Here is a 24,094-nt window from a genome sequence, read left to right as displayed (position 1 = left end):
CCACACCAGACCGCGCGGGAGCGCTACCAGCGCCCCCGCGCGGTGCCATATCCGAACCACTCCACGGAGGCCCTGCGGTGAACGAACTGCCGCAACAGCTGGCCAATGGACTCATCCTCGGCGCGATGTACGGTCTCATCGCGATCGGCTACACGATGGTCTACGGAATCATCCAGCTCATCAACTTCGCCCACGGCGAGATCTTCATGATCGGAGGCTTCGGAGCTCTCACCGTGTACCTCTGGATGCCGGCCGGCGTCTCCCTCCTCGCGATCATCCCCCTCATGATCATCGGCGGCGTCATATGCTCCGTCGCCGTCAGCACAGCCGCCGAACGCTTCGCCTACCGGCCCCTGCGCACCGCCCCACGACTGGCCCCGCTCATCACAGCGATCGGACTCTCCCTCGCACTCCAGCAGGCCATCTGGAAGTGGTACCCGGACGCCAAGAAGGACCATCCCTTCCCCCAGTTCAAGGGCGAAGCGATCGACATCTTCGGCGCCCACATCCAGCGCGGTGACCTCTTCGTCCTCATCACGGCACCCATCTGCATGCTCGCCCTCGGCCTCTTCGTCTCCAAGACCCGCTCCGGCCGCGGCATGCAGGCCACCAGCCAGGACCCCGACACCGCCAAGCTCATGGGCATCAACACCGACCGCATCATCGTCATGGCCTTCGCCATCGGTGCCGCGTTCGCCGCCGTCGCCGCCGTCGCCTACGGGCTCAAGAACGGCCAGATCGGCTTCAGAATGGGCTTCATCATGGGCCTCAAGGCCTTCACGGCAGCCGTACTCGGCGGCATCGGCAACATCTACGGAGCCATGCTCGGCGGCGTCGTACTCGGCATCGCCGAATCCCTCGCCACCGGTTACATGAGCAACGTCCCCGGCATGGAACTCTTCGGCGGCGGCGCCTGGAAGGACGTATGGGCCTTCGTCCTCCTCATCATCGTCCTGCTGCTCCGCCCCCAGGGCCTGCTCGGCGAACGCGTAGCGGATCGGGCGTGATACGGATGACCACCAACCACACCACCGCCCCCGGCCCCGCCTTCCTGCCGATCCCCGCCGCCGCGGCCCGCATCGGCACCGTTGTCGGCGCCACCATCGCCCTCGCCGGCACCTTCCTCGCCTGGACCTGGACCGACGAATTCCCCGGCGACCTCACCGTCACCGGCTACCCCGGCGGCCTCCAGGTCCTCACCCTCATCAGCGCCGCACTCACCCTGCTCCTCGCGCTGTCCGGGTACGGCATCCGGGGCCTGTGCTGGCTCACCCCCGGCGGCACCAACAGCCCCGTCCGCCTCCTCGCCCTGGGCACCCTCGGCACCACCGGCTACACCATGGGCGCCATCGCCTACGACCTCGGCGGCGTCGTCAACTTCGAACCCGGCGCCTGGGTCAGCGGCATCGGCGCACTCATCGCCGCCATCACCGCACTCGGCCTCCCCGGCGACCAGCCGATCACCGACACCGGGGCCACCGCCTGGCAGCGCTTCCGCAACAGCCTCGGCGCACCCCAGGCCCCCCGCCCCAAGGCCCTCCCCTCCTGGGCCGAGATCCTCATCATCGTCGCCGCGTTCGGCATCGGCCTCTACGTCTTCGCCTACGGCATCGACACCGACTACACCGAACTCTTCATCGGCTTCCTCATCACCGTCGGCTTCGCCTTCGCCGCACTTCACCGGGCCGGGCTCGTCTCCCGCCTCACCACGCTGACCACGAAGCACCGCAACATCACACTCGCCGCCGCCCTCGTCGCAGCCGTCTGCTTCCCCTTCACCCAGCAGAAAGAGGAATACGCGCTCGTCGGCGCCAACATCCTCATCTTCGGCACCGTCGCACTCGGCCTCAACGTCGTCGTCGGCCTCGCCGGCCTCCTCGACCTCGGATACGTCGCCTTCCTCGGCGTCGGCGCCTACGCCGCCGCCCTGGTCTCCGGCTCCACCATGTCGGCCATCGGCGTCGAATTCCCCTTCTGGGCCGCCGTCCTCACCGGCGCCGGAGCATCACTCGTCTTCGGCGTACTCATCGGCGCACCCACCCTGCGGCTACGCGGCGACTACCTCGCCATCGTCACCCTCGGCTTCGGTGAAATCTTCCGCCTCACCGTGAACAACCTCAACGGCAACAGCGGACCCGACCTCACCAACGGCTCCCAGGGCATCCCCAGCATCCCCGACCTCAACTTCTTCGGATTCGACTTCGGCCTCAAGCACAACATCCTCGGCTTCGACCTCGGCAGGTCCGCCAACTACTACCTGCTGATGCTCGTCTTCACCGCCGTCGTCGTGCTCGTCTTCCGCCGCTCCGGAGAATCCCGCATCGGCCGCGCCTGGGTCGCCATCCGCGAAGACGAAACCGCAGCCACCGCCATGGGCATCAACGCCTTCCGGCTCAAGCTGCTCGCCTTCGCTCTCGGCGCCACCCTCGCCGGACTCGCCGGAACCGTCCAGGCCCACGTCAACTACACCGTGACGCCCGAGCAGTACCAGTTCGCCGGCTCCGTACCCCCCAACTCCGCCTTCCTCCTCGCCGCCGTCATCCTCGGCGGCATGGGAACCCTCAGCGGACCCCTCGTCGGCGCAGCACTGCTCTACCTCATCCCGGCCAAACTCCAGTTCATGCAGGACTACCAGCTCTTCCTCTTCGGCATCGCACTCATCCTCCTGATGCGCCTGCGCCCCGAAGGACTGGTCGCCGACCGCCGGAAGCAGCTCGAGTTCCACGAGAACGACCAGCCCGACGTACCCGAACCGCGACAGTCCGAAGAGACCGCCGCCGGCATCGCCAAGGCGGGGGCGTGACCACCATGACCACCACGAAGACCGCCACCACCGTCCTCGACGCCAACGGCGTCACCATGCGATTCGGCGGCCTCACCGCCGTACGCAACGTCGACCTCACCGTCAACGCGGGCGAGATCGTCGGCCTCATCGGCCCCAACGGTGCCGGCAAGACCACCTTCTTCAACTGCCTCACCGGCCTCTACGTCCCCACCGAGGGCAAGGTCAGCTACAAGGGCACCGTCCTGCCGCCCAAGCCCCACCTCGTCACCCAGGCAGGCATCGCCCGCACCTTCCAGAACATCCGGCTCTTCGCCAACATGACCGTCCTGGAGAACGTCCTCGTCGGACGCCACACCAGGACCAAGGAAGGCCTCTGGTCCGCCCTCATGCGCCTCCCCGGCTTCACCAAAGCCGAGAACGCCAGCCGCGAACGCGCCATGGAACTCCTGGAGTTCATCGGCCTCGCCGACAAGGCCGACCACCTCGCGCGCAACCTCCCCTACGGAGACCAGCGCAAGCTGGAAATCGCCCGCGCCCTCGCCAGCGACCCCGGACTCCTCCTCCTCGACGAGCCCACCGCCGGCATGAACCCGCAGGAAACCCGCGTCACCGAAGAGCTCATCTTCGCCATCCGCGACCAGGGCATCGCCGTACTCGTCATCGAGCACGACATGCGGTTCATCTTCAACCTCTGCGACCGCGTCGCCTGCCTCGTCCAGGGCGAAAAGCTCGTCGAAGGCTCTCCGGCCGAAGTCCAGAGCGACGAACGCGTCGTCGCCGCCTACCTCGGCACCCCCTTCGAAGGCGCCCCCGGCGCCGAAGAAGCCGCCGAGGTCGAAGCCGCCGAAGCCGACGCTGCAGCCAGCGCCGAAGCCGACGAAGCCGACGCCGACAGAGCAGCCACCACCAGCACCAGCACCAGCACCGAGGAGGAGGACACCCGATGACCGCACTTCTGGAGGTCGAGGACCTCCGCGTCGCCTACGGCAAGATCGAAGCCGTCAAGGGCATCTCCTTCACCGTCGAAGCCGGCCAGGTCGTCACCCTCATCGGCACCAACGGCGCCGGCAAGACCACCACCCTGCGCACCCTCTCCGGCCTGCTCAAACCGGCCGGCGGCCGCATCGTCTTCGACGGCAAACCGCTCAGCGACGTACCCGCACACAAGGTCGTCTCCCTGGGCCTGGCCCACTCCCCCGAGGGACGCCACATCTTCCCCCGGCTCACCATCACCGAGAACCTCCAGCTCGGCGCCTACCTCCGCAACGACAAGGCAGGCATCGAGAAGGACATCCAGCGCGCCTACGACCTCTTCCCCATCCTCGGGGAACGCCGGAAGCAGGCCGCCGGAACCCTCTCGGGCGGCGAACAGCAGATGCTCGCCATGGGCAGGGCCCTCATGTGCCAGCCCAAACTCCTGATGCTCGACGAACCCTCCATGGGCCTCTCCCCGATCATGATGCAGAAGATCATGGAGACCATCGTCGAACTCAAGGCCCAAGGCACCACCATCCTGCTCGTCGAGCAGAACGCCCAGGCGGCCCTCTCCCTCGCGGACCACGGCCACGTCATGGAGGTCGGCAAGATCGTCCTCTCCGGCACCGGCGCGGACCTCCTCCACGACGAGTCCGTCCGCAAGGCCTACCTCGGCGAGGACTGACGCCCACGAGAAAGGCCCGCGCTCCGGACATCCGGGACGCGGGCCTTCTTCGTGCGCCCCTACGACCTACTCGGCCGCCTTCTTCTTCTCCTCGGCATCCTCGATCAACGCCTCCGCCAGCTGCTGCATCGACAGCCGCCGGTCCATCGACGTCTTCTGGATCCACCGGAACGCGGCCGGCTCGGAGAGCCCGTAATCCGTCTGCAGAATGCTCTTCGCCCGGTCCACCAGCTTCCGCGTCTCCAGCCGCTGCGCGAGGTCCGCGACCTCGCTCTCCAGCGCCTTCAGCTCCGCGAACCGCGACACCGCCATCTCGATGGCAGGCACCACGTCGCTCTTGCTGAACGGCTTCACCAGATACGCCATCGCCCCGGCGTCCCGGGCCCGCTCGACGAGATCGCGCTGCGAGAACGCGGTGAGCATCAGGACCGGCGCGATGGACTCCTCGGCGATCTTCTCCGCAGCGGAGATCCCGTCGAGAACCGGCATCTTCACATCGAGGATCACCAGATCCGGCCGGTGCTCCCGAGCCAGCTCGACGGCCCGCTGCCCGTCCCCGGCCTCGCCGACGACCGCGTAGCCCTCTTCCTCCAGCATCTCTTTGAGGTCGAGACGGATGAGCGCCTCGTCCTCGGCGATGACGACGCGGGTCGTCAGCGGCGGAACGTGCGACTTGTCGTCGTCGGCGGGCTGGGGCGACTCGGGGGCGGTCACGGGGGACTCCTCGTTCCAAGGGCAGGTACAGCTTCCATGAGCCTACCTAGCAGCGGAGCGGACATGTCACCCGGTACACTTTCCGGCAGCAACCTTGCCGGGTTGGTGGAATGGCATACACGGATGTCTCAAACACATCTGCCCGAAAGGGCTTGCGGGTTCGAATCCCGCACTCGGCACATGCAAGGCAAAGCGGATGTTCACGTTCTCGTGAACATCCGCTTTTTGCTGCACGCAGTAGCGCGCAGTCACTCATGGTGTTCGCATGAACTTTCACGGCCCCGAGTTACGGCAGAAAGCACTGACCCTCCTTCGCGGCGGAGCGAAGAACGCGGACGTGGCACGGAGGCTGAACGTCCCCGCAGGCACGATCAGCTACTGGAAACACATGGACCGCGCCAAACGCGGTGAGTGCCCGGGGGCCCATCTTTCGTACTGCCCCCGGTGCGAAGGCGAGCTGGACCGGTCGGCGTACGCCTACCTGCTGGGCCTCTACCTCGGCGACGGGCACGTAGTCCAGAACCAAGCGATGCACACGCCCAGCCTGTCAATCGCCTGTGCAGATTCCTGGCCTGGCCTGATGGAACTGTGCGAGAGCGCTATGCGCGCCGTCTTCCCCGAGAACTCCGTATGCAGAGTCCGCAGGAAAGGGTGCCACCAAGTGAAGATGTACTCGAAGCACCTCTGGTGCCTCTTCCCTCAGCACGGACCCGGAAAGAAGCACGAGCGCCGGATCATCCTCAAAGCCTGGCAACGGGAGATCGTGGACGCACACCCCTGGGAGTTCGTCCGCGGCCTGATCCACTCCGACGGATGTCGCATCACCAATTGGACCACTCGCCTCGTCGGCGGGGAGCGGAAGCGCTACGAGTACCCGCGCTATTTCTTCGCCAACAAGTCCGACGACATCCGCAAGCTCCTCTCCGACACCCTCGACAGGGTCGGAGTCGAGTGGACGACCCTCGCGCGCGGCAGCGACCCGTTCAACATCTCCGTCGCCCGACGGGCGTCCGTCGCGCTGATGGACGCCCACGTCGGGCCGAAGTACTGACGACCGGCCTACTTCGGGCTGTCGTCCTCGCCGATGTGGTGCACCCGCACCAGGTTCGTCGAGCCGGGGACGCCCGGCGGGGAGCCGGCCGTGATGACCACGACGTCGCCCTTCTCGCAGCGGCCGATCTTCAGCAACTCCTCGTCGACCTGGGCGACCATCGCGTCCGTCGAGTCCACGTGCGGGCCGAGGAAGGTCTCGACGCCCCAGGTCAGGTTCAGCTGGGAGCGGGTGGCCGGGTCGGGGGTGAAGGCCAGGAGCGGGATGGGTGAGCGGTAGCGGGAGAGGCGGCGGACCGTGTCGCCGCTCTGGGTGAAGGCGACCAGGAACTTCGCGCCCAGGAAGTCGCCCATCTCGGCCGCCGCGCGGGCCACCGCGCCGCCCTGGGTGCGGGGCTTGTTGCGGTCGGTCAGGGGCGGGAGGCCCTTGGTGAGGATGTCCTCCTCGGCGGCTTCGACGATGCGGGACATCGTGCGGACCGTCTCGACGGGGTACTTGCCCACGCTGGTCTCGCCGGAGAGCATCACCGCGTCCGTGCCGTCGATGACGGCGTTGGCCACGTCGGAGGCCTCGGCGCGGGTGGGGCGGGAGTTGTCGATCATCGAGTCGAGCATCTGGGTCGCGACGATGACCGGCTTGGCGTTGCGCTTGGCGAGCTTGATCGCGCGCTTCTGGACGATCGGCACCTGTTCCAGAGGCATTTCGACGCCGAGGTCGCCGCGGGCGACCATGATGCCGTCGAAGGCGGCGACGATGCCGTCGATGTTCTCGACGGCCTGGGGCTTCTCCACCTTGGCGATGACGGGGAGGCGGCGGCCCTCCTCGTCCATGATGCGGTGGACGTCCTCGATGTCGCGTCCGCTGCGGACGAAGGAGAGGGCGATGATGTCGGCACCGGTGCGCAGTGCCCAGCGGAGGTCTTCGATGTCCTTCTCGGAGAGTGCGGGGACGGAGACGGCGACGCCGGGGAGGTTGAGGCCCTTGTGGTCGGAGACCATGCCGCCTTCGATGACGGTGGTGTGGACGCGGGGGCCGTCGACTTCGGTGACTTCGAGGGTGACGCGGCCGTCGTCGACGAGGATGCGTTCGCCGGGGGTGACGTCGGCGGCGAGGCCGTCGTAGGTGGTGCCGCAGGTGTGGCGGTCGCCTTCGACGGGTTCGACGGTGATGGTGAAGCTGTCGCCGCGTTCAAGGAGTACGGGGCCTTCGAGGAAGCGTCCCAGGCGGATCTTCGGGCCTTGAAGGTCGGCGAGGATGCCGACGCTGCGTCCGGTCTCGTCGGAGGCCTTGCGTACGTGGTGGTAGCGCTCTTCGTGTTCGGCGTAGGTGCCGTGGCTGAGGTTGAGGCGGGCGATGTCCATTCCCGCTTCGACCAATGCCTTGATCTGTTCGTATGTGTCGACGGCGGGGCCCAGGGTACAGACGATTTTTGCTCGGCGCATGGTTCGACCCTAGACCTTACCTACGGGTAGCTATTCAGGGTGTCGTGACTGCTCAACGACCTTTGGATGAAGGGTTATTGACAAGTGTTGAATTGTGCGGCGGGGTGCTCGGATGAGCATTTCTTTTCACAGTTTCGGCGGTGACATGATGAAGCGGGCGTTGACCTGGGCGTAGACCGTCTGGCGTTGTGGTTCGAGGTCGAGGACGGGGGCCGCTTCGGATGCCGCTCCGCCGTGGCCGGCTCTGCCGCGTGGGGCTGCGGGTGAGGGCAGGGCGGCCGGGGCGGTGTTCTCCGCGCCGAGGTCGGCGAGTTCGACGAGTGCGGTGAGGTGGGCGCCGAGGGCGTCGGCGTATTCGCGGGCTCGTTGGACGGCTTCGTGGACGGCTTGGCGGCGGGCGGTGGCGTGGGCTGGTGAGTCGGGGCGCAGTCCCCACCAGGGGCCGTTGACGCGGGTCATGTCGAGGTCGGCGATTTTGGTGGTGAATTCGCCCAGTGCGGTGAAGTCGTTGAGGACTGCGGTGATGTGGACGCGGCCGTGGTAGGCGTGGATTTGTTCGTTGCGGCCCTTCTGGGTGAGTTCGGGCGTGATGGAGAATGCGCCGGTTTCGAGTTTCTCCATGGCTTGTCCGTAGGAGCGTGCGAGTTCGAGTACGTGGTTGTTTCGGTGGGTGAGGTCTTCGAGGGCGTTGCGGCGGTCCTTGCCGCGGGCGGTGACGGTGATGGTGAGGCGGGCGGTTTCGGGGTCGACCTGTAGGCGGGCTTCGCCTCGGACGGCGACGCGGGGGTGTTCGGGGGTGCCGTAGGACGGTGGGGTGTCGGTCATGGGTCCACTGTTGCATCCGGGTCGGACAACGGTCCGACGACGGGCGGTCATCAGATCGAAACCCGCGAGGGGTGTTGCGTGGTGTGGCTCCTGGGTCAGAATCTACGCGCGTTGTGCGCGGTGGTCCTTGTTGTCGGGGAGCCGTGTCGTGCGTGAACCGAGCTGTGTGAGAACTGAGATGTGGGAGACGAAATGCCGCTGAACCGTAGGACGTTCCTGGGCACATCGGCGGCTGCCGGTGCGGGTGTGGCGATCGCGGGGGCCTCCGCGGTGCCTGCTTCGGCGCACGGTCAGGGCCATGGGGGCGGGCACGGGCGTCCGCCGAAGCGGTACTCGTTCACGGTGATGGGCACCACCGATCTGCACGGGAACGTCTTCAACTGGGACTACTTCACGGACAAGGAGTTCGACGACAAGGCGCACAACGACGTGGGTCTGGCGAAGATCTCGACGCTGGTGGATCAGGTGCGCCGGGAGAAGGGTCGTCGCAATACGTTGATGATCGATGCGGGTGACACGATCCAGGGCACCCAGTTGTCGTACTACTACGCGAAGATCGATCCGATCACGGCGAAGCGTGGTCCGGTGCATCCGATGGCTCAGGCGATGAACGCGATCGGGTATGACGCCGCGGCGCTCGGCAACCACGAGTTCAACTACGGCATTCCGGTGCTGCGGAAGTTCGAGGAGCAGTGTGATTTCCCGCTGCTGGGTGCGAACGCGTTGGATGCGAAGACGTTGCGGCCGGCGTTCGCTCCGTATGTCATCAAGCGGATGCGTACTCCGCACGGTCCGGATGTGAAGGTTGCGATCCTGGGTCTGACGAATCCGGGGATCGCTATCTGGGACAAGGCGAATGTGAGCGGGAAGATGGTTTTCCCGGGGCTGGAGGAGCAGGCGGCGAAGTTTGTGCCGCGGCTTCGTTCGATGGGTGCGGATGTGGTGATCGTCTCGGCGCACTCGGGTAGCAGTGGGACGTCGTCGTACGGTGATCAGATCCCGTATGTGGAGAACGCTGCCGGTCTGGTGGCCGAGCAGGTTCCGGGGATCGATGCGATTCTCGTCGGGCATGCGCATCTGGAGATTCCCGAGTATTTCGTGGAGAACAAGCAGACCGGCAAGAAGGTGGTGCTCTCGGAGCCGTTGAAGTGGGGGCAGCGGTTGACGCTGTTCGACTTCGATCTGGTGTGGGAGAAGGGTCGTTGGGTGGTGGAGAAGGCGGGTTCGCAGGTGCTGAACTCCAACGCCGTGGCGGAGGATCCGAAGATCACGGGGCTGTTGGCGGATGAGCACAAGAAGGTTGTGGCGTACGTCAATCAGGTGATCGGTACGTCGACGGCGGCGATGACGACGGCGGAGGCTGCCTGGAAGGACGAGCCGATCATCGATCTGATCAATGTGGTTCAGGCGGAGACGGTGAAGGCTGCGTTGGCGGGTGGTGCGTATGCGGCGCTTCCGGTGCTGTCGCAGGCGTCGTGTTTCTCGCGTACGGCGCAGATTCCGGCCGGGAATGTGACGATCAAGGATGCGGCGGGTCTGTATCCGTTCGAGAACACGCTTGAGGCACGGTTGCTGACCGGTGCTCAGCTGAAGGATTATCTGGAGTTCTCGGCGCGGTATTACGTGCAGACCGCGGCGGGTGCGCCGGTGGACACGGCGAAGTTGACGAATGCGGACAACACTCCGGATTACAACTATGACGCGGTTTCGGGTCTGACGTACGAGATCGATATCGCGAAGCCGAATGGTTCGCGGATCGTGAATCTTTCGTTCGAGGGTAAGCCGATCGATCCGGCGGCTGAGTTCGTGCTGGCGGTGAACAATTATCGGGCCAGTGGTGGCGGTAACTTCCCGCATGTTGCGGGTGCCAAGCAGTTGTGGGCGAATTCGGAGGAGATCCGGAACACGATCATTTCCTGGGTCCAGGCGAAGGGTTCCGTGGATGGTGCGCAGTTCGCTTCGGTGGACTGGCGGCTGACGCGTGAGGGTACGCCGGTGTTCTAGCCGGTTGGTTTCGGTGGGCGGCCGTCTTCTCTTTCGGGAGGGGGCGGCCGCCTTGTGTGTGGGTGTGTCAGATGTTCCGGGCGAGGGGGATGAGGTCGGGGGTCCGGGTGGGGAGGTGTGGGCCCTGGGGGGTGAGGCCGAAGGTGGTGAAGGCGGTGCGTTCGGGGAGGGGGTAGGGGTTGGTGCCGGTGAGGTCGTTGAGGATGGTGGCGCTGCGCCAGGCTGCGAGTCCGAGGTCGGGGGCGCCGACGCCGTGGGTGTGTCGTTCGGCGTTCTGTACGTAGACGTTTCCGGTGACGGTGGGGTCGAGGACGAGGCGGAACCGGTCGTCGATGCGGGGGCGTTCGGAGGCGTCGCGGCGCATGTAGGGGTCGAGGCCGGTGAGGATGCGGTCGAGGGAGCGTTCGCGGTAGCCGGTGGCGAGGACGACGGCGTCGGTGGTGAGGCGGGAGCGGGTGTTCTGCTGGGTGTGTTCGAGGTGGAGTTCGATGCGGGTGTTGGCGACGCGTCCTGCGGTGCGTACGGAGACGCCGGGGGTGAGGGTGGTGTCGGGCCAGCCGCCGTGGAGGGTGCGGCGGTAGAGCTCGTCGTGGATGGCGGCGATGGTGTCGGCGTCGATGCCTTTGTGGAGTTGCCATTGGTGGGGGACGAGTTCGTCGCGTACGGCTTCGGGGAGGGCGTGGAAGTAGCGGCTGTAGTCGGGGGTGAAGTGTTCGAGGCCGAGTTTTGAGTACTCCATGGGTGCGAATGCCTGGGTTCGGGCGAGCCAGTGGAGGTTTTCGTGGCCTTGGGGGCGGGCGCGGAGGAGGTCGAGGAAGATCTCGGCGCCGGACTGTCCGGAGCCGATGACGGTGATGTGGGGGGCTTGGAGGAGTTCTTGGCGGTGGTGGAGGTAGTCGGCGGAGTGGATGACGGGGACGTTCTCGGCTTCGGTGAGGGGTTTGAAGAATTCGGGGATGTGGGGCTCGGTGCCGATGCCGAGGGCGATGTTGCGGGTGTGGGCGCGGCCGAGTGCTTCTGCTTCGCCGTCGCTGTCGAGTTGGGTGAAGTCGATTTCGAAGAGTTCGCGTTGGTTGTTCCAGCGGACGGCGTCGACCTGGTGGCTGAAGTGGAGGCCGGGGAGTTGGTCGGTGACCCAGCGGCAGTAGGCGTCGTATTCGGCGCGTTGGATGTGGAAGCGCTCGGCGAAGTAGAAGGGGAAGAGGCGGTCGCGGCTGCGTAGGTAGTTGAGGAAGGTCCAGGGGCTGGCGGGGTCGGCGAGGGTGACGAGGTCGGCGAGGAAGGGGACTTGGAGGCTGGCTCCGTCGATGAGGAGGCCGGGGTGCCAGTGGAAGGCGGGGCGTTGTTCGTAGAAGGCGGCGTTGAGGGGTTGGGGGTTGGCGGGTACGCCGTGGGCTAGGGCGGCGAGGGAGAGGTTGAAGGGGCCGATGCCGATGCCGATGAGGTCGTGTGGCTGGTCGGTGTCGGGGGCGGGGAGGTCGGTCATCGGGGGGTGTTGCCTTCCGCGAGATCGTTGGTGAGTCGGGTGACGAGGTCGAGGAGTGTGCGCAGGTGTTGGGGGGTGGTGTGGGGGTTGAGGAGGGTGGCTTTGAGCCAGAGGCGGTTGTCGGTGTGGGCGCGGCCGAGTACGGCTTGGCCGCGGGTGAGGAGGGTGCGGCGGATGGTGGCGACGGTGTTGTCGTCGGTGTCGGTGGGGCGGAAGAGGACGGTGCTGATGGTGGGGCGGTCGTAGAGGTCGAGGGTGGGGTCTTCGGTGATGAGGTCGGCTAGGTGGTGGGCGGTGGCGAGGGTGCGGTCGACGAGGTCGGCGAGTCCGGTGCGGCCGAGGGCTTGGAGGGTGACGGCGATCTTGAGGGCGTCGGGGCGTCGGGTGGTACGCAGGGAGCGGCCGAGGAGGTCGGGGAGGCCGGCTTCGGTGTCGTCGTCGGCGTTGAGGTAGGGGGCTTGGTGGTGGAGGGGGTCGAGGTGGTGTCGGTGAGGGACGGCGAGGATGCCTGCGGGTGCGGGTTGCCAGCCGAGTTTGTGCAGGTCGAGGGTGACGCTGTGGGCGCGGTCGAGGCCGTGGATCTTGTTGCGGTGGGTGGGGCTGAAGAGGAGGGGGCCGCCGTAGGCGGCGTCGATGTGGAGTTCGGCGCCGTGGGTGGTGCAGAGGTCTGCGATGGCGGTGAGTGGGTCGATGCGGCCGGTGTCGGTGGTGCCGGCGGTGGCGGTGACGAGGAGTGGCCGCTGGTTCGTGGTGAGGGCTTTGTGCAGTGCGGCGAGGTCCATGGTGCCGGTGGGGGCGGGGATGACGATGGGTTCGGGGAGTCCGAGGAGCCAGGCGGCGCGGGTGATGCTGTGGTGGGCGTTGGCTGCGCAGATGGTCTGTACGGGGCCGTTGCGTTCGCGGGCGAGGAGGAGTGCGAGTTGGTTGGATTCGGTGCCGCCGGTGGTGATGAGGGCGTCGGGGGTGGGTTGGTGGGGGTAGATCTCGGCGGCGAGGGCGGCGGTGGTGTCGGCTTCGAGGGCGGAGGCGGCGGGGGCCTGGTCCCAGGAGTCCATGGAGGGGTTGAGGGCGGAGGCGGCGAGGTCGGCCGCGGCGGCGAGGGCGAGGGGTGGGGTGTGGAGGTGGGCGGTGCAGAGGGGGTCTGCGGGGTCTGCGGCGCCTTCGGTGAGGGCGGTGACGAGGGTGCGCAGGGCGTGGTGGGGGCCGGTGCCGTGGTCGGGGATGAGGGGGTGGGTGGCGGTGCGCATCCGTGGGGTGACGGCGTCGGGGCCGCCTGCGGGGAGGGGGCCGTCGCGTCGGTGGGCTCCGTCGTGGAGTGCGGTGAGGACGGTGTGGATGAGGGGGCGCAGGGCGGCGGGGCCGGTGGTGGTTCCGGCGAGGGGTGGGGGTGGGGTGGGCATGGTGGTGGGGGCCCTTCGGACGCACGTGAGCAGGCATGGGTGGACATGCCAGCTTGTCCGGGTTTCCGGTGGCGCGGCCGTGGAGCGGGGGGATGTGAACTCGAAAGGGGTATGGGTGGCGGGACGGGGGGTGTTGTGGGGTGTTCCGGTGGTATGGGTGTGGCCCTGGATACGGGTGTGCCCGGCGTCCCCCTGGGGTGGGGGCGCCGGGCACGGGTGGTGCGGGCGGTGCGTGCGTGGGCCTGCGGGCCTCTGGTCCAGCAGCCCCGCAGGCCCGTAGGCCCGTAGGCCCGTAGGCCCGTAGGCCCGTAGGCCCGTAGGCCATTGGCTCAGTGGATCAGTGGGCGTTGCGTACGTTGATGGCGCGGCGCAGGTCGTCGATCTGGTCGGTGAGCTTGCGGTTCAGGGCGGGGATGAGGGCCTGGTCGGTGAGGGCCTGTTCGCCGAGGTGGAGGTTCTCTGCGTCGACGGCGTACGCGGGGAAGGCGTAGCGTCCTGCGGCTTCCGCGATGGCGGGGCCCCGGCGGGCGGCGAGGGCGGTTGCCTCGGGGTAGTAGCGGGGCACGTATTCGCGTACGAGGTCGGCCTGTTCGGGCTGCCAGAAGCCTTGGGCGACGGCGGTGAAGAGGTAGTTGGAGAGGCTGTCGTCGTTGAACAGGGCGTGCCAGGCGGTGGCCTTGGCTTCGGGGGTGGGGAGGGCGGCGCGGCAGCGGGCGGCGCCTTCCTGTCCGGTGGCGCTGGGGTCCTGTTCGAGTTCGGCGGCGATGGTGGCTTCGTCGATGGCGCCGAGGACGGCGAGGCGGGTGAGGATGCGCCAGCGCAGTTCGGGGTCGAGTTCGGGTCCGCCGGGGACGGTGCCGTTGGTGAGCCAGTCGTGGATGGTGTCGGGCTGGGTGGCGGCGTCGATGAGGTGGCGTACGGCGATGAGGCGGAGGCCGGGGTTGTGGCCGTCCTCGGTGCGGCGGATGAGGTCGCGGCACAGGGCGGTGAGGATGGCGAGGGCGGCGGGGCGCTTCTCGGGGGCGATGTAGCGGCCGGCGACGTGGGTGGCGGCGAAGGCGAGTACTCCTTGGGCGAGGGCCAGGTCGGTCTCGTGGGGGAGGTGGGTGCGGGCCGCTTCGAGGTAGGTGGTGGGGGCGAGTTCGCCGTCGCGGACCATGTCGCGGGCGGTGTTCCAGATGACGGCGCGGGTCAGGGCGTCGGGGACGCGGGAGAGGCCGTTGAGGACGGTTTCCCAGGATCGGTCGTCGAGGCGGACCTTGGCGTAGCTGAGGTCGCCGTCGTTGAGGACGAGGAGTGCGGGGCGGTTGCCGGGGCGGGTGTGGGGTGTGCCGTCGAGGGGGACGTCGATCTCGAACCGGTCGCGCAGGACGAGGCTTTCGGTGCCGGTGTGGGTGTCCGGGGCGTGGTCGTAGGCGCCGACGGCGATGCGGTGGGGGCGGCTGCCGTTGTGGTCGATGCCGAGGGTCCAGTTGCCGTCGGACTCGGCGACGCGGGGGGTGAGTGTGTCGACTCCGGTGGTGCGCAGCCAGGTGTCGGCCCAGGCGTGGACGTCGCGGTCGGTGGCCGATGCGAGGTTGTCGATGAAGTCGGCGAGGGTGGCGTTGGCGAACTTGTGGCGGGCGAAGTGGGCGTTGATGCCGGCCAGGAAGTCCTTCTCGCCGAGCCAGGCGACGAGTTGGCGCAGGGCGGATGCGCCCTTGGCGTAGGAGATGCCGTCGAAGTTGAGCATGGCGGACGCGGTGTCGGGGACGGCGGCCGGGTCGGGGGCGACGGGGTGGGTGGAGGGGCGTTGGTCTGCGTCGTAGCCCCAGCCCTTGCGGGCGACGCCGAAGTCGACCCAGGTGTCGGTGAAGCGGGTGGCTTCGGCGAGGGTCTGGTAGCCCATGTACTCGGCGAAGGACTCGTTGAGCCAGATGTCGTCCCACCAGGCGAGGGTGACGAGGTCGCCGAACCACATGTGGGCCATTTCGTGGGCGATGACCATGCCGCGGGTCTGGCGTTCGGTGTCGGTGACGGCGGAGCGGTAGATGAATTCGTCGCGGAAGGTGACGAGTCCGGGGTTCTCCATGGCGCCGGCGTTGAATTCGGGGACGAATGCCTGGTCGTAGGAGTCGAAGGGGTAGGGCTCGTCGAACTTCTCGTGGAAGCGGTCGAAACAGGCCCGGGTGATGTCGAGGATCTCGTCGGCGTCCGTGTCGAGGTACGGGGCCAGGGAGCGGCGGCAGTGGATGCCGAAGGGCAGTCCGGCGTGTTCGGTGGTCACGGAGTGCCAGGGGCCGGCGGCGACGGCGACGAGGTAGGTGGAGATGAGCGGGGTGGCGGCCAGGGCCCAGTGGCCGTCTCCGCGGTGTTCGGCGACGGCGTTGCCGAGGACGGTCCAGCCTTCGGGGGCGGTGACGGTGAGTTCGAAGACGGACTTGAGGTCGGGCTGGTCGAACGCGGCGAAGACGCGCTGGACGTCTTCCATGAAGAGCTGGGTGTAGACGTAGGTCTCGCCGTCGGTGGGGTCGGTGAAGCGGTGCATGCCTTCGCCGGTGCGGGAGTAGCGCATGGCGGCGTCGATGTGCAGTTCGTGGGTGCCGGGGGTGAGGGCGGTGAGGGGGAAGCGGTTCTCGACGAGGTCGGCGGGGTCGAGGGGCTGTCCGTCGAGGCTGATGGAGCGCAGGGTGGCCGGCTTGACTTCGACGAAGGTGTCTCCGGCCGCGGTTGCGGTGAACTGGATGACGGTGCGGGAGTCGAAGGTCTCCTCCCCCGCGGTCAGATCGAGGTCGATCTTGTACCGGTGTACGTCGAGGAACTGGGCTCGGGTCTGCGCTTCGTCGCGCGTCAGTACGGACATGTGTCCATGCTGCCGTACGCGGTGGGCGGACCGCAGGCGGGTTCTCCCACGGCTGAGCGGCTCTGCTCCGGGGGTGGTGGTCAGTCGTGGTCGCCGCGGAAGTTCCGGTACTCGTCGTTCATGAGGTCCCAGAAGGACCGGTACCGGACGGCTCCGGGCAGCCAGTGGGCGAGGTACCAGGCTTCCCATTCGCCGTCGGGGGTGATGATGTGCGGGTTGAGCAGGTAGACGTCCAGTGCCTCGGGGGTGTGGCTGATCTCGAGCATGTCGGTCAGGTACTCGGTCCGGACGACGCAGGGGACCTGGTCGTCTCCGTAGACGAAGTAGTCCTCGTCGGGAATGTCGACATGCTCCTGGCCGCCGGTCGAGAGGTCGATCAGCTCCGGGTCGAGGTCCTTGAGCCAGCCGGTCTCCCGGACGGGCAGGAGTCGTCGGATGGAGGTCGTCGTGTCGAGCCATCCGTCGCTGGTCTGCAGGAACTCCCGGTAGCTCGGCGGGAGTACGGCGCCCAGGCGCGCTTCGAGCGCTGCCAGCTCCTCCGGTGTCGCACCCGCCGATCCCAGCCAGCGGGCGGCCCGTACTTCGTCCGGAAAGGGTTGGTGTCTCTCCTGCTCGTGCAGGACGGGGTCGAGCCATTCCTCGCTCCAGCGCCGGAGCAGATCGCGCCACGGGTGAGTGTCGGAACGGGACTCGGGTGCGGGGGCGTCGTTTTGTCTGTCCGGCATGGCTGAACGGTACGCGGGGCCACCGACAGCGGTTCTGGCAGAATGCGCGGCTGATGAGCGAGATCACGGACTGTGTCCTGTGCGGCGGAACGGTCGCTCCCGATGGCTACTGCTGGGACTGCGGTGCCGCCCAGCCGTCGTTCCGTTCGCGGGTGGAGATCAGTACGGGCAGTGGTGCGGCGGGCGTCAGTGACCGGGGCAGGCACCGGGGTGTCAACGCGGACGCGATGGCGCTGACCACGGTCGGCGGTTGGACGGCCGCTGTCGTGTGCGACGGGGTGTCGATGTCGCCGCGGTCGGAGCGGGCGGCCCGGGTCGCGGCCGAGGTCGGGCTGAACGTGCTGGTGGCGCGGTTGCGGGAGGGTGTGCTGCCGGAGAGTGCGCTCGGCGATGCGGCTGTGCGTGCGGGGCGCGCCGTTGTCGGGCTGGCGGCGTCGGTGGATGCCGCGCCGGCCTGTACGTTCGTCGCCGGCATCGCGGGTCCGGAGGGTGTCTGGTGTGTCTGGATCGGTGACAGCCGTGCCTATTGGCTGCCCGACGAGGGGCCGGGGATGGCGTTGACCGAGGACGACACGGGTGAGTACGAGGCGCTCTCCGCGTGGCTGGGGGCCGATGCGGGTGATCCGGCTCCGCGTGTGCGGAGTTACCGGCCCTCGGTGCCCGGCCGGCTGCTGCTGTGCACCGATGGGCTGTGGCGTTATCTGCCCGGTGCCGCCGCGTTGCGGGGTGTGCTCGACCGGTGTCCGGCCGGTGGTGGTGTTCCGGAGGAGGCGCGGTCGCTGGTGGGGTACGCGCTGGAGGCGGGCGGGCACGACAACGTGACGGTGGTGGTCGTTCCTGTCGAGCCCGGCCGGCCGGGTGTGCCGGTGGCCGGGGCCGTGGAGGGTCCGTAGCGGGGCCGTGCAACCGTACGGGCGGCTGTCGCGTCCCGCGTTGGGACGGGCGGTCGAGCCCGGTGCCGGCGGGAGCGTCGGAGCGGTGGCGGATGGCGGATGGGGCGGGCAGTGTCCGAAGCGGTGCAGGGGGCGGACGGGCAGGGTGCCGGGGGTTCCGGCGGTGGGCGGCGGTGGGTTGTGGGGGTGGCGCCGTGGGGGGTGGTCGCGGGTGCGGTCGCCTGGTGTCTCGCGGGGAGCTGGCGGGCCGCGCACACGCAGAACTATCCCTGGAACGTCTGGATCCCGGTCGGCTACGGGGCGGTCAAGGGGGTGTTCCTGGGGCTGTTGGCCGGTTGGTGCGCCGTGGTGGTGCTACGGGTCGTCCCGGTGGACCGGTGGCGGGCGGGCGGCGGCAGGGCGATGGGGCGGTACGCGGGGCTGGTCTTCGCCGGAGGGCTGCTCGGCGGTCTGGTGCCCGGGACCGTCCGGGATTTCCTGGGTGAGCCGCAGCCGCGGACCATGTACTACTTCGACGGGCCGAGGCCGGAATCGGAGTGGTACTGGAGGCCGTTGCTGTCCGAGTGGCTGACGTACACGGTGCTTCCGGCGCTCGGTTGTGCGGTGCTGCTGGCCGTGGGTGCTCTGGTGTCGGCCCGGTGCTCGTACCGTGAGCGGTTCGGCTGGGCGGTGCCGGCCCTGGTGGGGGTGGGTCTGCTGTTCCTGCCCGACTGGGCGGCTTCCGGGGCGCCCGAACCCGTGGGCAACGGTGATCATGTCAACGAGTCGGCGGGGGCCGGGCTCGTCGTGCTGGCCACGGGGCTCGGGCTGCTGGTGAGTGCCTGGGTGGTGCGGTCGTGGCGCAGGTCGCGTCGGCCGGTGGGTCCTTCGTTCCCGGCGCTCACGCCTCCGCGTTCGTCGCAGATTCCTCCGCGATCGTCGCCGATTCCTCCGCGATCCGCTCGTGATGGCGGATGACCTCCGCCACGATGAAGTTCAGCAGCTTCTCGGCGAAGGCCGGATCCAGGTGTGCGCTCTCGGCGAGCTGCCTCAGCCGTTCGATCTGCCTGCTCTCTCTGGCCGGGTCGGCCGGGGGGAGCTGATGGGCGGCCTTGAGATGGCCGACCTGCTGGGTGCACTTGAAGCGCTCGGCAAGCATGTGGACAACTGCGGCGTCAATGTTGTCGATGCTCTCGCGCAGCCGGTTCAGTTCCGCGCTCACGGACTCGTCGATGTCCCTGGTGGTCATGGTCAGCGAGCTTAGACGGCCGGGCCCAGCGGGGTGATCGTCGGTGGGTGCTCCGGGTCCGGAACCTGGTCGCTCCAGCCGCCGGGCACGTTGAGTCCCTGCTGCTCGCGGAAGCGGACCGGGGCGGCGCCGACCCGGCGGGCGAAGAGGCGGGAGAAGTACGCCGGGTCGTCGTAGCCGACGCGTCGGGCGACGGCGGCGACCGGCAGGTCAGTGGCGGCGAGGAGCTCCTTGGCGCGGCCGAGCCGAATGCCGAGGAGGTAGTCCTTGGGGCTGCACCCGGCGCCCCGGCGTACCGCCGTGCGCAGTTCGGCGGGGGTCATGCCGTGCCGGGCCGCGTGCTCGGCGACGGACAGTGGCTGGAAGGCGTCGCGGGCGAGGGCCTGGAGCACGGGGTCGCCGTCGGGGCTGACATCGGCGCGGGCCCGGCGCAGGGCGACGAGGAGTTCGTGGACGGCGGCGCCGGTCTCGACCTCCAGGAGCGGGTTGCCGCGCCGGGCCGCGCGTACGATCCGTCCGATCGCGGCGCGGGGGCCCGCCGTGTCGGCGAGCGGGACGAGCGGGCGGTCGGGCTCGATGTAGCCGAGTTCGGTGTAGGTGGTGGTGGCGGGGCCGGTGAAGTCGACGAAGCTCTCGTCCCAGCCGGTGCCCGGGTCGGCGCCGTAGTGGTGCGGGGTGCCGGGGGTCAGCCAGATCAGGCAGGGTGCGGTGACGGGCACCCGGCGGCCGTCGGGTCCGGTGAACCAGCCGCTGCCGGAGTTGATGACGACGGCCACGTGGTGGTCGAGGGTGCGTGGGCCGACGGTCGGCAGTGCGCCGTGCTGGAGTCCCACGCCCAGGCAGACCAGGCCCAGCCGGTGGTGGAGCGGGCTGGGGGTGAAGAAACGCATCCAGGTGTGGTACATCGGCTTCCCTTCCTCCCCTTTCATTGCGCCGGCCCTATTCATCGCGCTGGTCCGATTTCTTTCGCTGGTCCAAACATTCACTGGTCCGAACAATTGTGTCCAAACAGCAGTGATCTTTGTCCATGGACGGGCCGGACGCCAGGGGGTGAAGGTGGTGGCAACATTCCTCCCGGGTTCGCCCGCTCCGTGGTGCGTGCCGTCGTACGGGCCCGGACCGTGCGGTTCCGGGGGCCGCACGCACAGAGAGTACGAGCACGATGGCTGACTTCACCGTGGGGGACGACCACTTCCGGCTCGACGGGAAGCCCGTACGGCTGCTGTCGGGGGCCCTGCACTACTTCCGGGTGCACGAGGCGCAGTGGGATCACCGGCTGTCGATGCTGCGTGCCATGGGGCTCAACTGTGTCGAGACGTACGTGCCGTGGAATCTGCACGAGCCGCAGCCCGGCCGGTTCCGGGACGTGGCGGCGCTCGGCCGGTTCCTGGACGCGGCGCAGCGGGCCGGGCTGTGGGCGATCGTCCGGCCGGGTCCGTACATCTGTGCCGAGTGGGAGAACGGTGGTCTGCCGGTCTGGGTGACGGGGCGGTTCGGCCGGCGGGTGCGGTCGCGTGACGAGGAGTATCTGGGTGCCGTGGAGCGGTGGTTCACGGCGCTGCTGCCGCAGGTGGTGCAGCGGCAGATCGGGCGCGGCGGGCCGGTGATCATGGTCCAGGCGGAGAACGAGTACGGGAGTTTCGGCTCCGATCAGGTCTACCTCCAGCGGGTGGCCGGGATGTTGCGTGAGCGCGGGGTGACCGTGCCGCTGTTCACGTCCGACGGGCCGGAGGACCACATGCTGACGGGCGGCTCGGTGCCGGGGCTGCTGGCCACGGCGAACTTCGGCTCGGGTGCGCGCAAGGCGTTCGAGGTGCTGCGCCGCCATCAGCCGAAGGGGCCGCTGATGTGCATGGAGTTCTGGTGCGGGTGGTTCGAGCACTGGGGTGCGGAGCCGATCGTGCGGAAGCCGGCGCAGGCGACCGAGGCGCTGCGGGAGATCCTGGAGTGCGGGGCGTCGGTGAACATCTACATGGCGCACGGGGGGACGAATTTCGCCGGGTGGGCGGGGGCGAACCGGTCCGGTCCGGTCCAGGACGAGGACTTCCTGCCGACGGTGACGTCGTACGACTACGACGCGCCGATCGACGAGTACGGCCGTCCCACGGAGAAGTTCTGGCTGTTCCGTGAGGTGCTCGCCGAGTACGCGGAGGGGCCGCTTCCGGAGCTTCCGCCCGAGCCGGCCGGGCTTGCGGCTCCGGTGCGGGCCGGGCTGACGGAGTGGGCGCCGCTGGATGCGGTGCTGGACGCGCTGGGTGACGAGGAGGCGGCGCCGTCCGGTGTTCCGCCGACCTTCGAGGAGCTGGGGGTCGACCGGGGTCTGGTGCGCTACCGGGTGGGTGTGCCGGGTCCGCGTCAGCCCTATGAGCTGAGTGCGGCGGGGCTCCGGGACCGGGCCGTGGTGTATGTGGACGGGATCCGGGCGGGTGTGCTGACCGAGGAGAACTGCACGCTGGAGGAGCCGGTGGCCGGGCCGGCGGAGGTCGAGCTGTGGGTGGAGTCGCTGGGCCGGGTCAATTACGGGCCGCGGCTCGGTGAGTCCAAGGGGATCACGGGCGGGGTGCGGCACGAGCGGCAGTATCTGCACGGGGTGCGGGCGCGGGCGCTGCGGCTGGAGGCGTTCGAGGAGCCGGACGCGTTGGCCGGGGTGGTGTTCGGCGGTGCGGAGGGGGCCGGGTCGACCGGGCTGTTCCGGGGGACCTTCGAGGTCTCCGGGGTGGCCGGTGCCGGGCATGCGGGGCTCGAACTGCCGGACTGGACGCGTGGGTTCGTCTGGGTGAACGGCTTCTGCCTGGGGCGCTACTGGTCGCTCGGCGCGCAGCGGACGCTGTACGTGCCGGGGCCGGTGCTGCGGGAGGGTGTCAACGAGGTGTGGGTGCTGGAGCTGGAGGGTGCGGGCGCGCCGTACGCGGAGCTGGGTCCGGGGGTGCCCGTCCGGACGGGCACCCCCGGGGATGTTCAGGTGTGATTCAGGTACCGGCCGGGGCCGGGTCGGAGCGTTGTCGCTGTGATTCGGGTACCGGCCGGGGCCGGGTCGGAGCGTTGTCGCTGTGATTCGGGTACCGGCCGGGGCCGGGGTCAGAGCGTGGCTGCCGCGGACGCGATGTTGGCGGCGAACGTCGAGACCTCGCTGTACACGCCGGGGTAGCCGGGTTCGGCGCAGCCCTGGCCCCAGCTGACGATGCCCACCTGGATCCAGGCTCCGGCGTTGTCCTTGCGGAACATGGGGCCACCGGAGTCGCCCTGGCAGGTGTCGACGCCGCCGGTGTCGATCAGCCCGGCGCAGATCTCGTCGCCGGGGATGAGGTCGCTGCCGTAGGCGCCCTGGCAGTCGGCGTCGGAGACGAAGGGCACGGTGGCCTTGAGCAGGTAGCGCTGCTGGGCGCCGCCCTCGGTGGCCGCGCCCCAGCCGGCGATGTTGAAGGTGCCGTTGTTGTACGCGGTGGTGGTGGCGATCTTCAGGGTCGGCAGGTCGATGGGCTTGGCGAGCTTGATGAGCGCCCAGTCCTTGCCCGCGCCGTTGTAGCCGGGGGCCTGGAGGACCTTGGTGGACTTGACCTTGATCGCGCTGGAGGACTGGAGGTCGACGACGCCCGCGGTGGCGGTGATGGAGGTGTTGTTGCCCGTGCCGTTCACGCAGTGCGCGGCGGTGAGGACGATGTCCTTGGCGTAGAGGGCGCCGCCGCAGCCCATCGACAGCCGGACCATGAACGGGAATTCGCCCTGGGCGGCACGGGTTCCGCCGACGACCGGCTGGGGGGCCGCGGAGGCTCCGGCGGGCTGGAGGCTGACGGCCGCGAGGACGACGGCGGCTATGACGGAACATCTCTTCACGGCACGCAGAAGCTGCTTCAAGAGACTGCCTTCTTTCGTGGGGGGTGCTTGTGGGGGGTACTTGTGGGGAGTGCCTGCGCCCGCGCCGGGTGGTGACCACGCGGGCGGCACAGCACCGCACCGCCTCGATGGTCATGACCCCGACAAAGGCACGGTTCGGATTATCGGGAAATGATCACGGCGCCCACAAGGATCACTTTCCGGCCAAGATCGCCTTCAGCGTTCCGGCTACAGTGAAATCCGGTCGGGCCTACGCGGACAGGGGGTGGGACGTGGCGGACGACGGGCGGAGCACCGGCGGTCCGGTGGTCCACGGTTTCCCGCATCTCGAAACGGTCCGGTCCGCGATCACGGCGCTGTACCGGCGGCTGTCGTACGACGGTGTCCGCGGCTACGCCACGAGCCTCGCCCCTGTCGACGCCGCCTTCGACGACCAGGACGACCTATACCTCGGCACCCAGCGGGTGGCGCGTGCGGTGGTCCAGCACCTGCATCTGCCGGACGCCCGCATGATCGTCGGCTTCCGCGCGATGGAGCACGCCGCCGAGGTCGAACTGGCCGCCGGGCCCGAGTACTTCGTCGAACTCAACGACCGCTTCCGCACCCACCGCAGGGACATCGGCGCCGCTCTCTCGCACGAGGTCACCCATGTGCTGCTGCACCGCCTGGGCCTGGAGTTCCCCGGTACGCGCGACAACGAGATCCTCACCGACACCGTGACCACGTACCTCGGCGCGGGGTGGCTGCTGCTCGACGCCTTCCGTGAGGACGAGGTCTCCAGCCAGAAGCTCGGCTACCTCACCCCGGAGGAGTTCGGATACGTCCTCGCCAAGCGGGCGCTGGCCTTCGACGAGGACCCGTCACCGTGGTTCACCAGCCCGCAGGCCTACGAGGCGTACACCAAGGGGCGCGCACAGGCCCTCCAGGACATCCGGCAGCCACCGCTCACGGCGGCGGGCTGGGCGGGCCGCCGCCGCTACGCGAAGGACCGGCGGCGCGCACAGGACCATCCGGGCGCCCCCGCCGCCCCCGGTGTTCCGTACGCCTTCGAGGGCGCCCCGGACGGGCTGCGGGTGTCCTTCCCCTGCCCGGCCTGCCACCAGCGCATCCGCGTTCCGGTACGAGGCCGGGTGCGGGCCCGGTGCGGGCTGTGCCGGACCGTCCTGGACTGCAGCACCTGAACCGTGGAGCGGCGGCGGCCCCGT

General features: G+C 68.7%; 20 protein-coding genes and 1 tRNA gene. 11 read left to right on the top strand and 10 right to left on the bottom strand.

The window, feature by feature from the left end; translation table 11 throughout:
- Window positions 1-77 precede the first annotated feature (77 nt).
- The 4 genes from OG842_RS29510 to OG842_RS29495 are packed head-to-tail and all read left to right on the top strand — an operon-like array spanning window position 78 to window position 4,445.
- Window positions 78-1,007, top strand: a complete 930-nt coding sequence (locus OG842_RS29510) for a branched-chain amino acid ABC transporter permease (RefSeq protein ID WP_114243983.1) — start codon at window positions 78-80, stop codon at window positions 1,005-1,007.
- Between the two features lie 5 nt (window positions 1,008-1,012).
- Window positions 1,013-2,803: a branched-chain amino acid ABC transporter permease gene (locus OG842_RS29505; RefSeq protein ID WP_266736589.1), complete on the top strand. Its 1,791-nt coding sequence runs from the start codon at window positions 1,013-1,015 to the stop codon at window positions 2,801-2,803.
- Entirely contained in the window at window positions 2,800-3,732 is a 933-nt protein-coding gene (locus OG842_RS29500; RefSeq protein WP_266736590.1) for an ABC transporter ATP-binding protein, read from the top strand. The genes OG842_RS29505 and OG842_RS29500 overlap by 4 nt, the downstream gene beginning before the upstream one ends.
- Complete coding sequence (locus tag OG842_RS29495) at window positions 3,729-4,445, top strand: ABC transporter ATP-binding protein (protein ID WP_266736591.1); 717 nt, start codon at window positions 3,729-3,731, stop codon at window positions 4,443-4,445. The genes OG842_RS29500 and OG842_RS29495 overlap by 4 nt, the downstream gene beginning before the upstream one ends.
- Window positions 4,446-4,511: 66 nt before the next feature.
- Here OG842_RS29495 and OG842_RS29490 read toward each other — a convergent pair whose 3' ends face one another.
- A complete protein-coding gene (locus OG842_RS29490; RefSeq protein WP_266736593.1) occupies window positions 4,512-5,159 on the bottom strand; it encodes an ANTAR domain-containing response regulator in 648 nt (215 codons plus the stop codon).
- Window positions 5,160-5,255: 96 nt separating this feature from the next.
- Here OG842_RS29490 and OG842_RS29485 point away from each other — a divergent pair.
- Both OG842_RS29485 and OG842_RS29480 read left to right on the top strand, forming a co-directional pair.
- Window positions 5,256-5,338, top strand: a tRNA-Leu gene (locus OG842_RS29485).
- Window positions 5,339-5,424: 86 nt separating this feature from the next.
- Window positions 5,425-6,210, top strand: a complete 786-nt coding sequence (locus tag OG842_RS29480; protein WP_266736594.1) for a helix-turn-helix domain-containing protein — start codon at window positions 5,425-5,427, stop codon at window positions 6,208-6,210.
- A gap of 8 nt (window positions 6,211-6,218) precedes the next feature.
- Here OG842_RS29480 and pyk read toward each other — a convergent pair whose 3' ends face one another.
- Entirely contained in the window at window positions 6,219-7,652 is a 1,434-nt protein-coding gene (gene pyk / locus OG842_RS29475; protein ID WP_266736596.1) for a pyruvate kinase, read from the bottom strand.
- A 126-nt stretch (window positions 7,653-7,778) separates the two neighbouring features.
- Window positions 7,779-8,477, bottom strand: coding sequence for an SIMPL domain-containing protein (locus OG842_RS29470; protein ID WP_266736597.1), 699 nt, complete (start codon window positions 8,475-8,477; stop codon window positions 7,779-7,781).
- 192 nt (window positions 8,478-8,669) lie between these two features.
- Between OG842_RS29470 and OG842_RS29465 the strand changes: the two genes are divergently transcribed.
- A complete protein-coding gene (locus OG842_RS29465) occupies window positions 8,670-10,481 on the top strand; it encodes a bifunctional metallophosphatase/5'-nucleotidase (RefSeq protein WP_266736598.1) in 1,812 nt (603 codons plus the stop codon).
- A gap of 67 nt (window positions 10,482-10,548) precedes the next feature.
- Here the strand turns inward: OG842_RS29465 and OG842_RS29460 are convergent, their stop codons facing one another.
- The 4 genes from OG842_RS29460 to OG842_RS29445 all read right to left on the bottom strand — a co-directional run bounded on the left by OG842_RS29460 (window position 10,549) and on the right by OG842_RS29445 (window position 16,934).
- Window positions 10,549-11,967 (bottom strand): lysine N(6)-hydroxylase/L-ornithine N(5)-oxygenase family protein, encoded by a 1,419-nt coding sequence (locus OG842_RS29460; RefSeq protein ID WP_266736599.1) that lies wholly within the window; start codon window positions 11,965-11,967, stop codon window positions 10,549-10,551.
- On the bottom strand, window positions 11,964-13,367 hold the full coding sequence (locus OG842_RS29455) for a pyridoxal phosphate-dependent decarboxylase family protein (RefSeq protein WP_266736601.1): 1,404 nt from the start codon (window positions 13,365-13,367) through the stop codon (window positions 11,964-11,966). Before OG842_RS29455 ends, OG842_RS29460 begins: the two co-directional genes overlap by 4 nt.
- Window positions 13,368-13,704: 337 nt before the next feature.
- Window positions 13,705-16,209 carry an aminopeptidase N gene (gene pepN / locus OG842_RS29450; protein ID WP_266736603.1) on the bottom strand — a complete coding sequence of 835 codons (2,505 nt, stop codon included), beginning with the start codon at window positions 16,207-16,209 and terminating at the stop codon, window positions 13,705-13,707.
- 80 nt (window positions 16,210-16,289) lie between these two features.
- Window positions 16,290-16,934: an SMI1/KNR4 family protein gene (locus OG842_RS29445; protein WP_266736605.1), complete on the bottom strand. Its 645-nt coding sequence runs from the start codon at window positions 16,932-16,934 to the stop codon at window positions 16,290-16,292.
- Window positions 16,935-16,987: 53 nt separating this feature from the next.
- Here OG842_RS29445 and OG842_RS29440 point away from each other — a divergent pair, with 53 nt between their 5' ends.
- Entirely contained in the window at window positions 16,988-17,827 is an 840-nt protein-coding gene (locus OG842_RS29440) for a PP2C family protein-serine/threonine phosphatase (RefSeq protein ID WP_266736607.1), read from the top strand.
- Between the two features lie 111 nt (window positions 17,828-17,938).
- Window positions 17,939-18,784, top strand: a complete 846-nt coding sequence (locus OG842_RS29435) for a hypothetical protein (protein ID WP_328512576.1) — start codon at window positions 17,939-17,941, stop codon at window positions 18,782-18,784.
- Here OG842_RS29435 and OG842_RS29430 read toward each other — a convergent pair.
- Together OG842_RS29430 and OG842_RS29425 are read right to left on the bottom strand one after the other, a co-directional pair.
- Window positions 18,708-19,055, bottom strand: a complete 348-nt coding sequence (locus OG842_RS29430; protein ID WP_266736610.1) for a chorismate mutase — start codon at window positions 19,053-19,055, stop codon at window positions 18,708-18,710. The two genes, OG842_RS29435 and OG842_RS29430, sit on opposite strands and share 77 nt — an antisense overlap.
- A gap of 11 nt (window positions 19,056-19,066) precedes the next feature.
- On the bottom strand, window positions 19,067-19,960 hold the full coding sequence (locus OG842_RS29425; protein WP_266736612.1) for a helix-turn-helix domain-containing protein: 894 nt from the start codon (window positions 19,958-19,960) through the stop codon (window positions 19,067-19,069).
- 257 nt (window positions 19,961-20,217) lie between these two features.
- On the opposite strand from OG842_RS29425, the gene OG842_RS29420 reads away from it, so the two are divergent.
- Complete coding sequence (locus tag OG842_RS29420) at window positions 20,218-22,023, top strand: glycoside hydrolase family 35 protein (RefSeq protein WP_266736613.1); 1,806 nt, start codon at window positions 20,218-20,220, stop codon at window positions 22,021-22,023.
- A 110-nt stretch (window positions 22,024-22,133) separates the two neighbouring features.
- Here OG842_RS29420 and OG842_RS29415 read toward each other — a convergent pair whose 3' ends face one another.
- A complete protein-coding gene (locus OG842_RS29415; RefSeq protein ID WP_266736614.1) occupies window positions 22,134-22,910 on the bottom strand; it encodes a S1 family peptidase in 777 nt (258 codons plus the stop codon).
- A gap of 251 nt (window positions 22,911-23,161) precedes the next feature.
- Between OG842_RS29415 and OG842_RS29410 the strand changes: the two genes are divergently transcribed.
- Window positions 23,162-24,070, top strand: coding sequence for a hypothetical protein (locus OG842_RS29410; RefSeq protein WP_266736615.1), 909 nt, complete (start codon window positions 23,162-23,164; stop codon window positions 24,068-24,070).
- Window positions 24,071-24,094 lie beyond the last annotated feature (24 nt).

Source organism: Streptomyces sp. NBC_00376, from assembly GCF_036077095.1.
Classification (GTDB): Bacteria; Actinomycetota; Actinomycetes; order Streptomycetales; family Streptomycetaceae; genus Streptomyces.
The sequence above is the reverse complement of the archived record's forward strand: the minus strand, read 5'-3'. Positions and strand labels throughout refer to the sequence as shown.

Excerpts from the sequence above, each read along its gene's own strand:
- OG842_RS29505 (WP_266736589.1), top strand. The coding sequence starts at position 1,013 with ATGACCACCAACCACACCACCGCCCCCGGCCCCGCCTTCCTGCCGATC.
- OG842_RS29495 (WP_266736591.1), top strand. The coding sequence starts at position 3,729 with ATGACCGCACTTCTGGAGGTCGAGGACCTCCGCGTCGCCTACGGCAAG.
- OG842_RS29480 (WP_266736594.1), top strand. The coding sequence starts at position 5,425 with ATGAACTTTCACGGCCCCGAGTTACGGCAGAAAGCACTGACCCTCCTT.
- pyk (WP_266736596.1), bottom strand. The coding sequence starts at position 7,652 with ATGCGCCGAGCAAAAATCGTCTGTACCCTGGGCCCCGCCGTCGACACA.
- OG842_RS29470 (WP_266736597.1), bottom strand. The coding sequence starts at position 8,477 with ATGACCGACACCCCACCGTCCTACGGCACCCCCGAACACCCCCGCGTC.
- OG842_RS29465 (WP_266736598.1), top strand. The coding sequence starts at position 8,670 with ATGCCGCTGAACCGTAGGACGTTCCTGGGCACATCGGCGGCTGCCGGT.
- OG842_RS29460 (WP_266736599.1), bottom strand. The coding sequence starts at position 11,967 with ATGACCGACCTCCCCGCCCCCGACACCGACCAGCCACACGACCTCATC.
- OG842_RS29455 (WP_266736601.1), bottom strand. The coding sequence starts at position 13,367 with ATGCCCACCCCACCCCCACCCCTCGCCGGAACCACCACCGGCCCCGCC.
- pepN (WP_266736603.1), bottom strand. The coding sequence starts at position 16,209 with ATGTCCGTACTGACGCGCGACGAAGCGCAGACCCGAGCCCAGTTCCTC.
- OG842_RS29445 (WP_266736605.1), bottom strand. The coding sequence starts at position 16,934 with ATGCCGGACAGACAAAACGACGCCCCCGCACCCGAGTCCCGTTCCGAC.
- OG842_RS29440 (WP_266736607.1), top strand. The coding sequence starts at position 16,988 with ATGAGCGAGATCACGGACTGTGTCCTGTGCGGCGGAACGGTCGCTCCC.
- OG842_RS29430 (WP_266736610.1), bottom strand. The coding sequence starts at position 19,055 with ATGACCACCAGGGACATCGACGAGTCCGTGAGCGCGGAACTGAACCGG.
- OG842_RS29425 (WP_266736612.1), bottom strand. The coding sequence starts at position 19,960 with ATGTACCACACCTGGATGCGTTTCTTCACCCCCAGCCCGCTCCACCAC.
- OG842_RS29420 (WP_266736613.1), top strand. The coding sequence starts at position 20,218 with ATGGCTGACTTCACCGTGGGGGACGACCACTTCCGGCTCGACGGGAAG.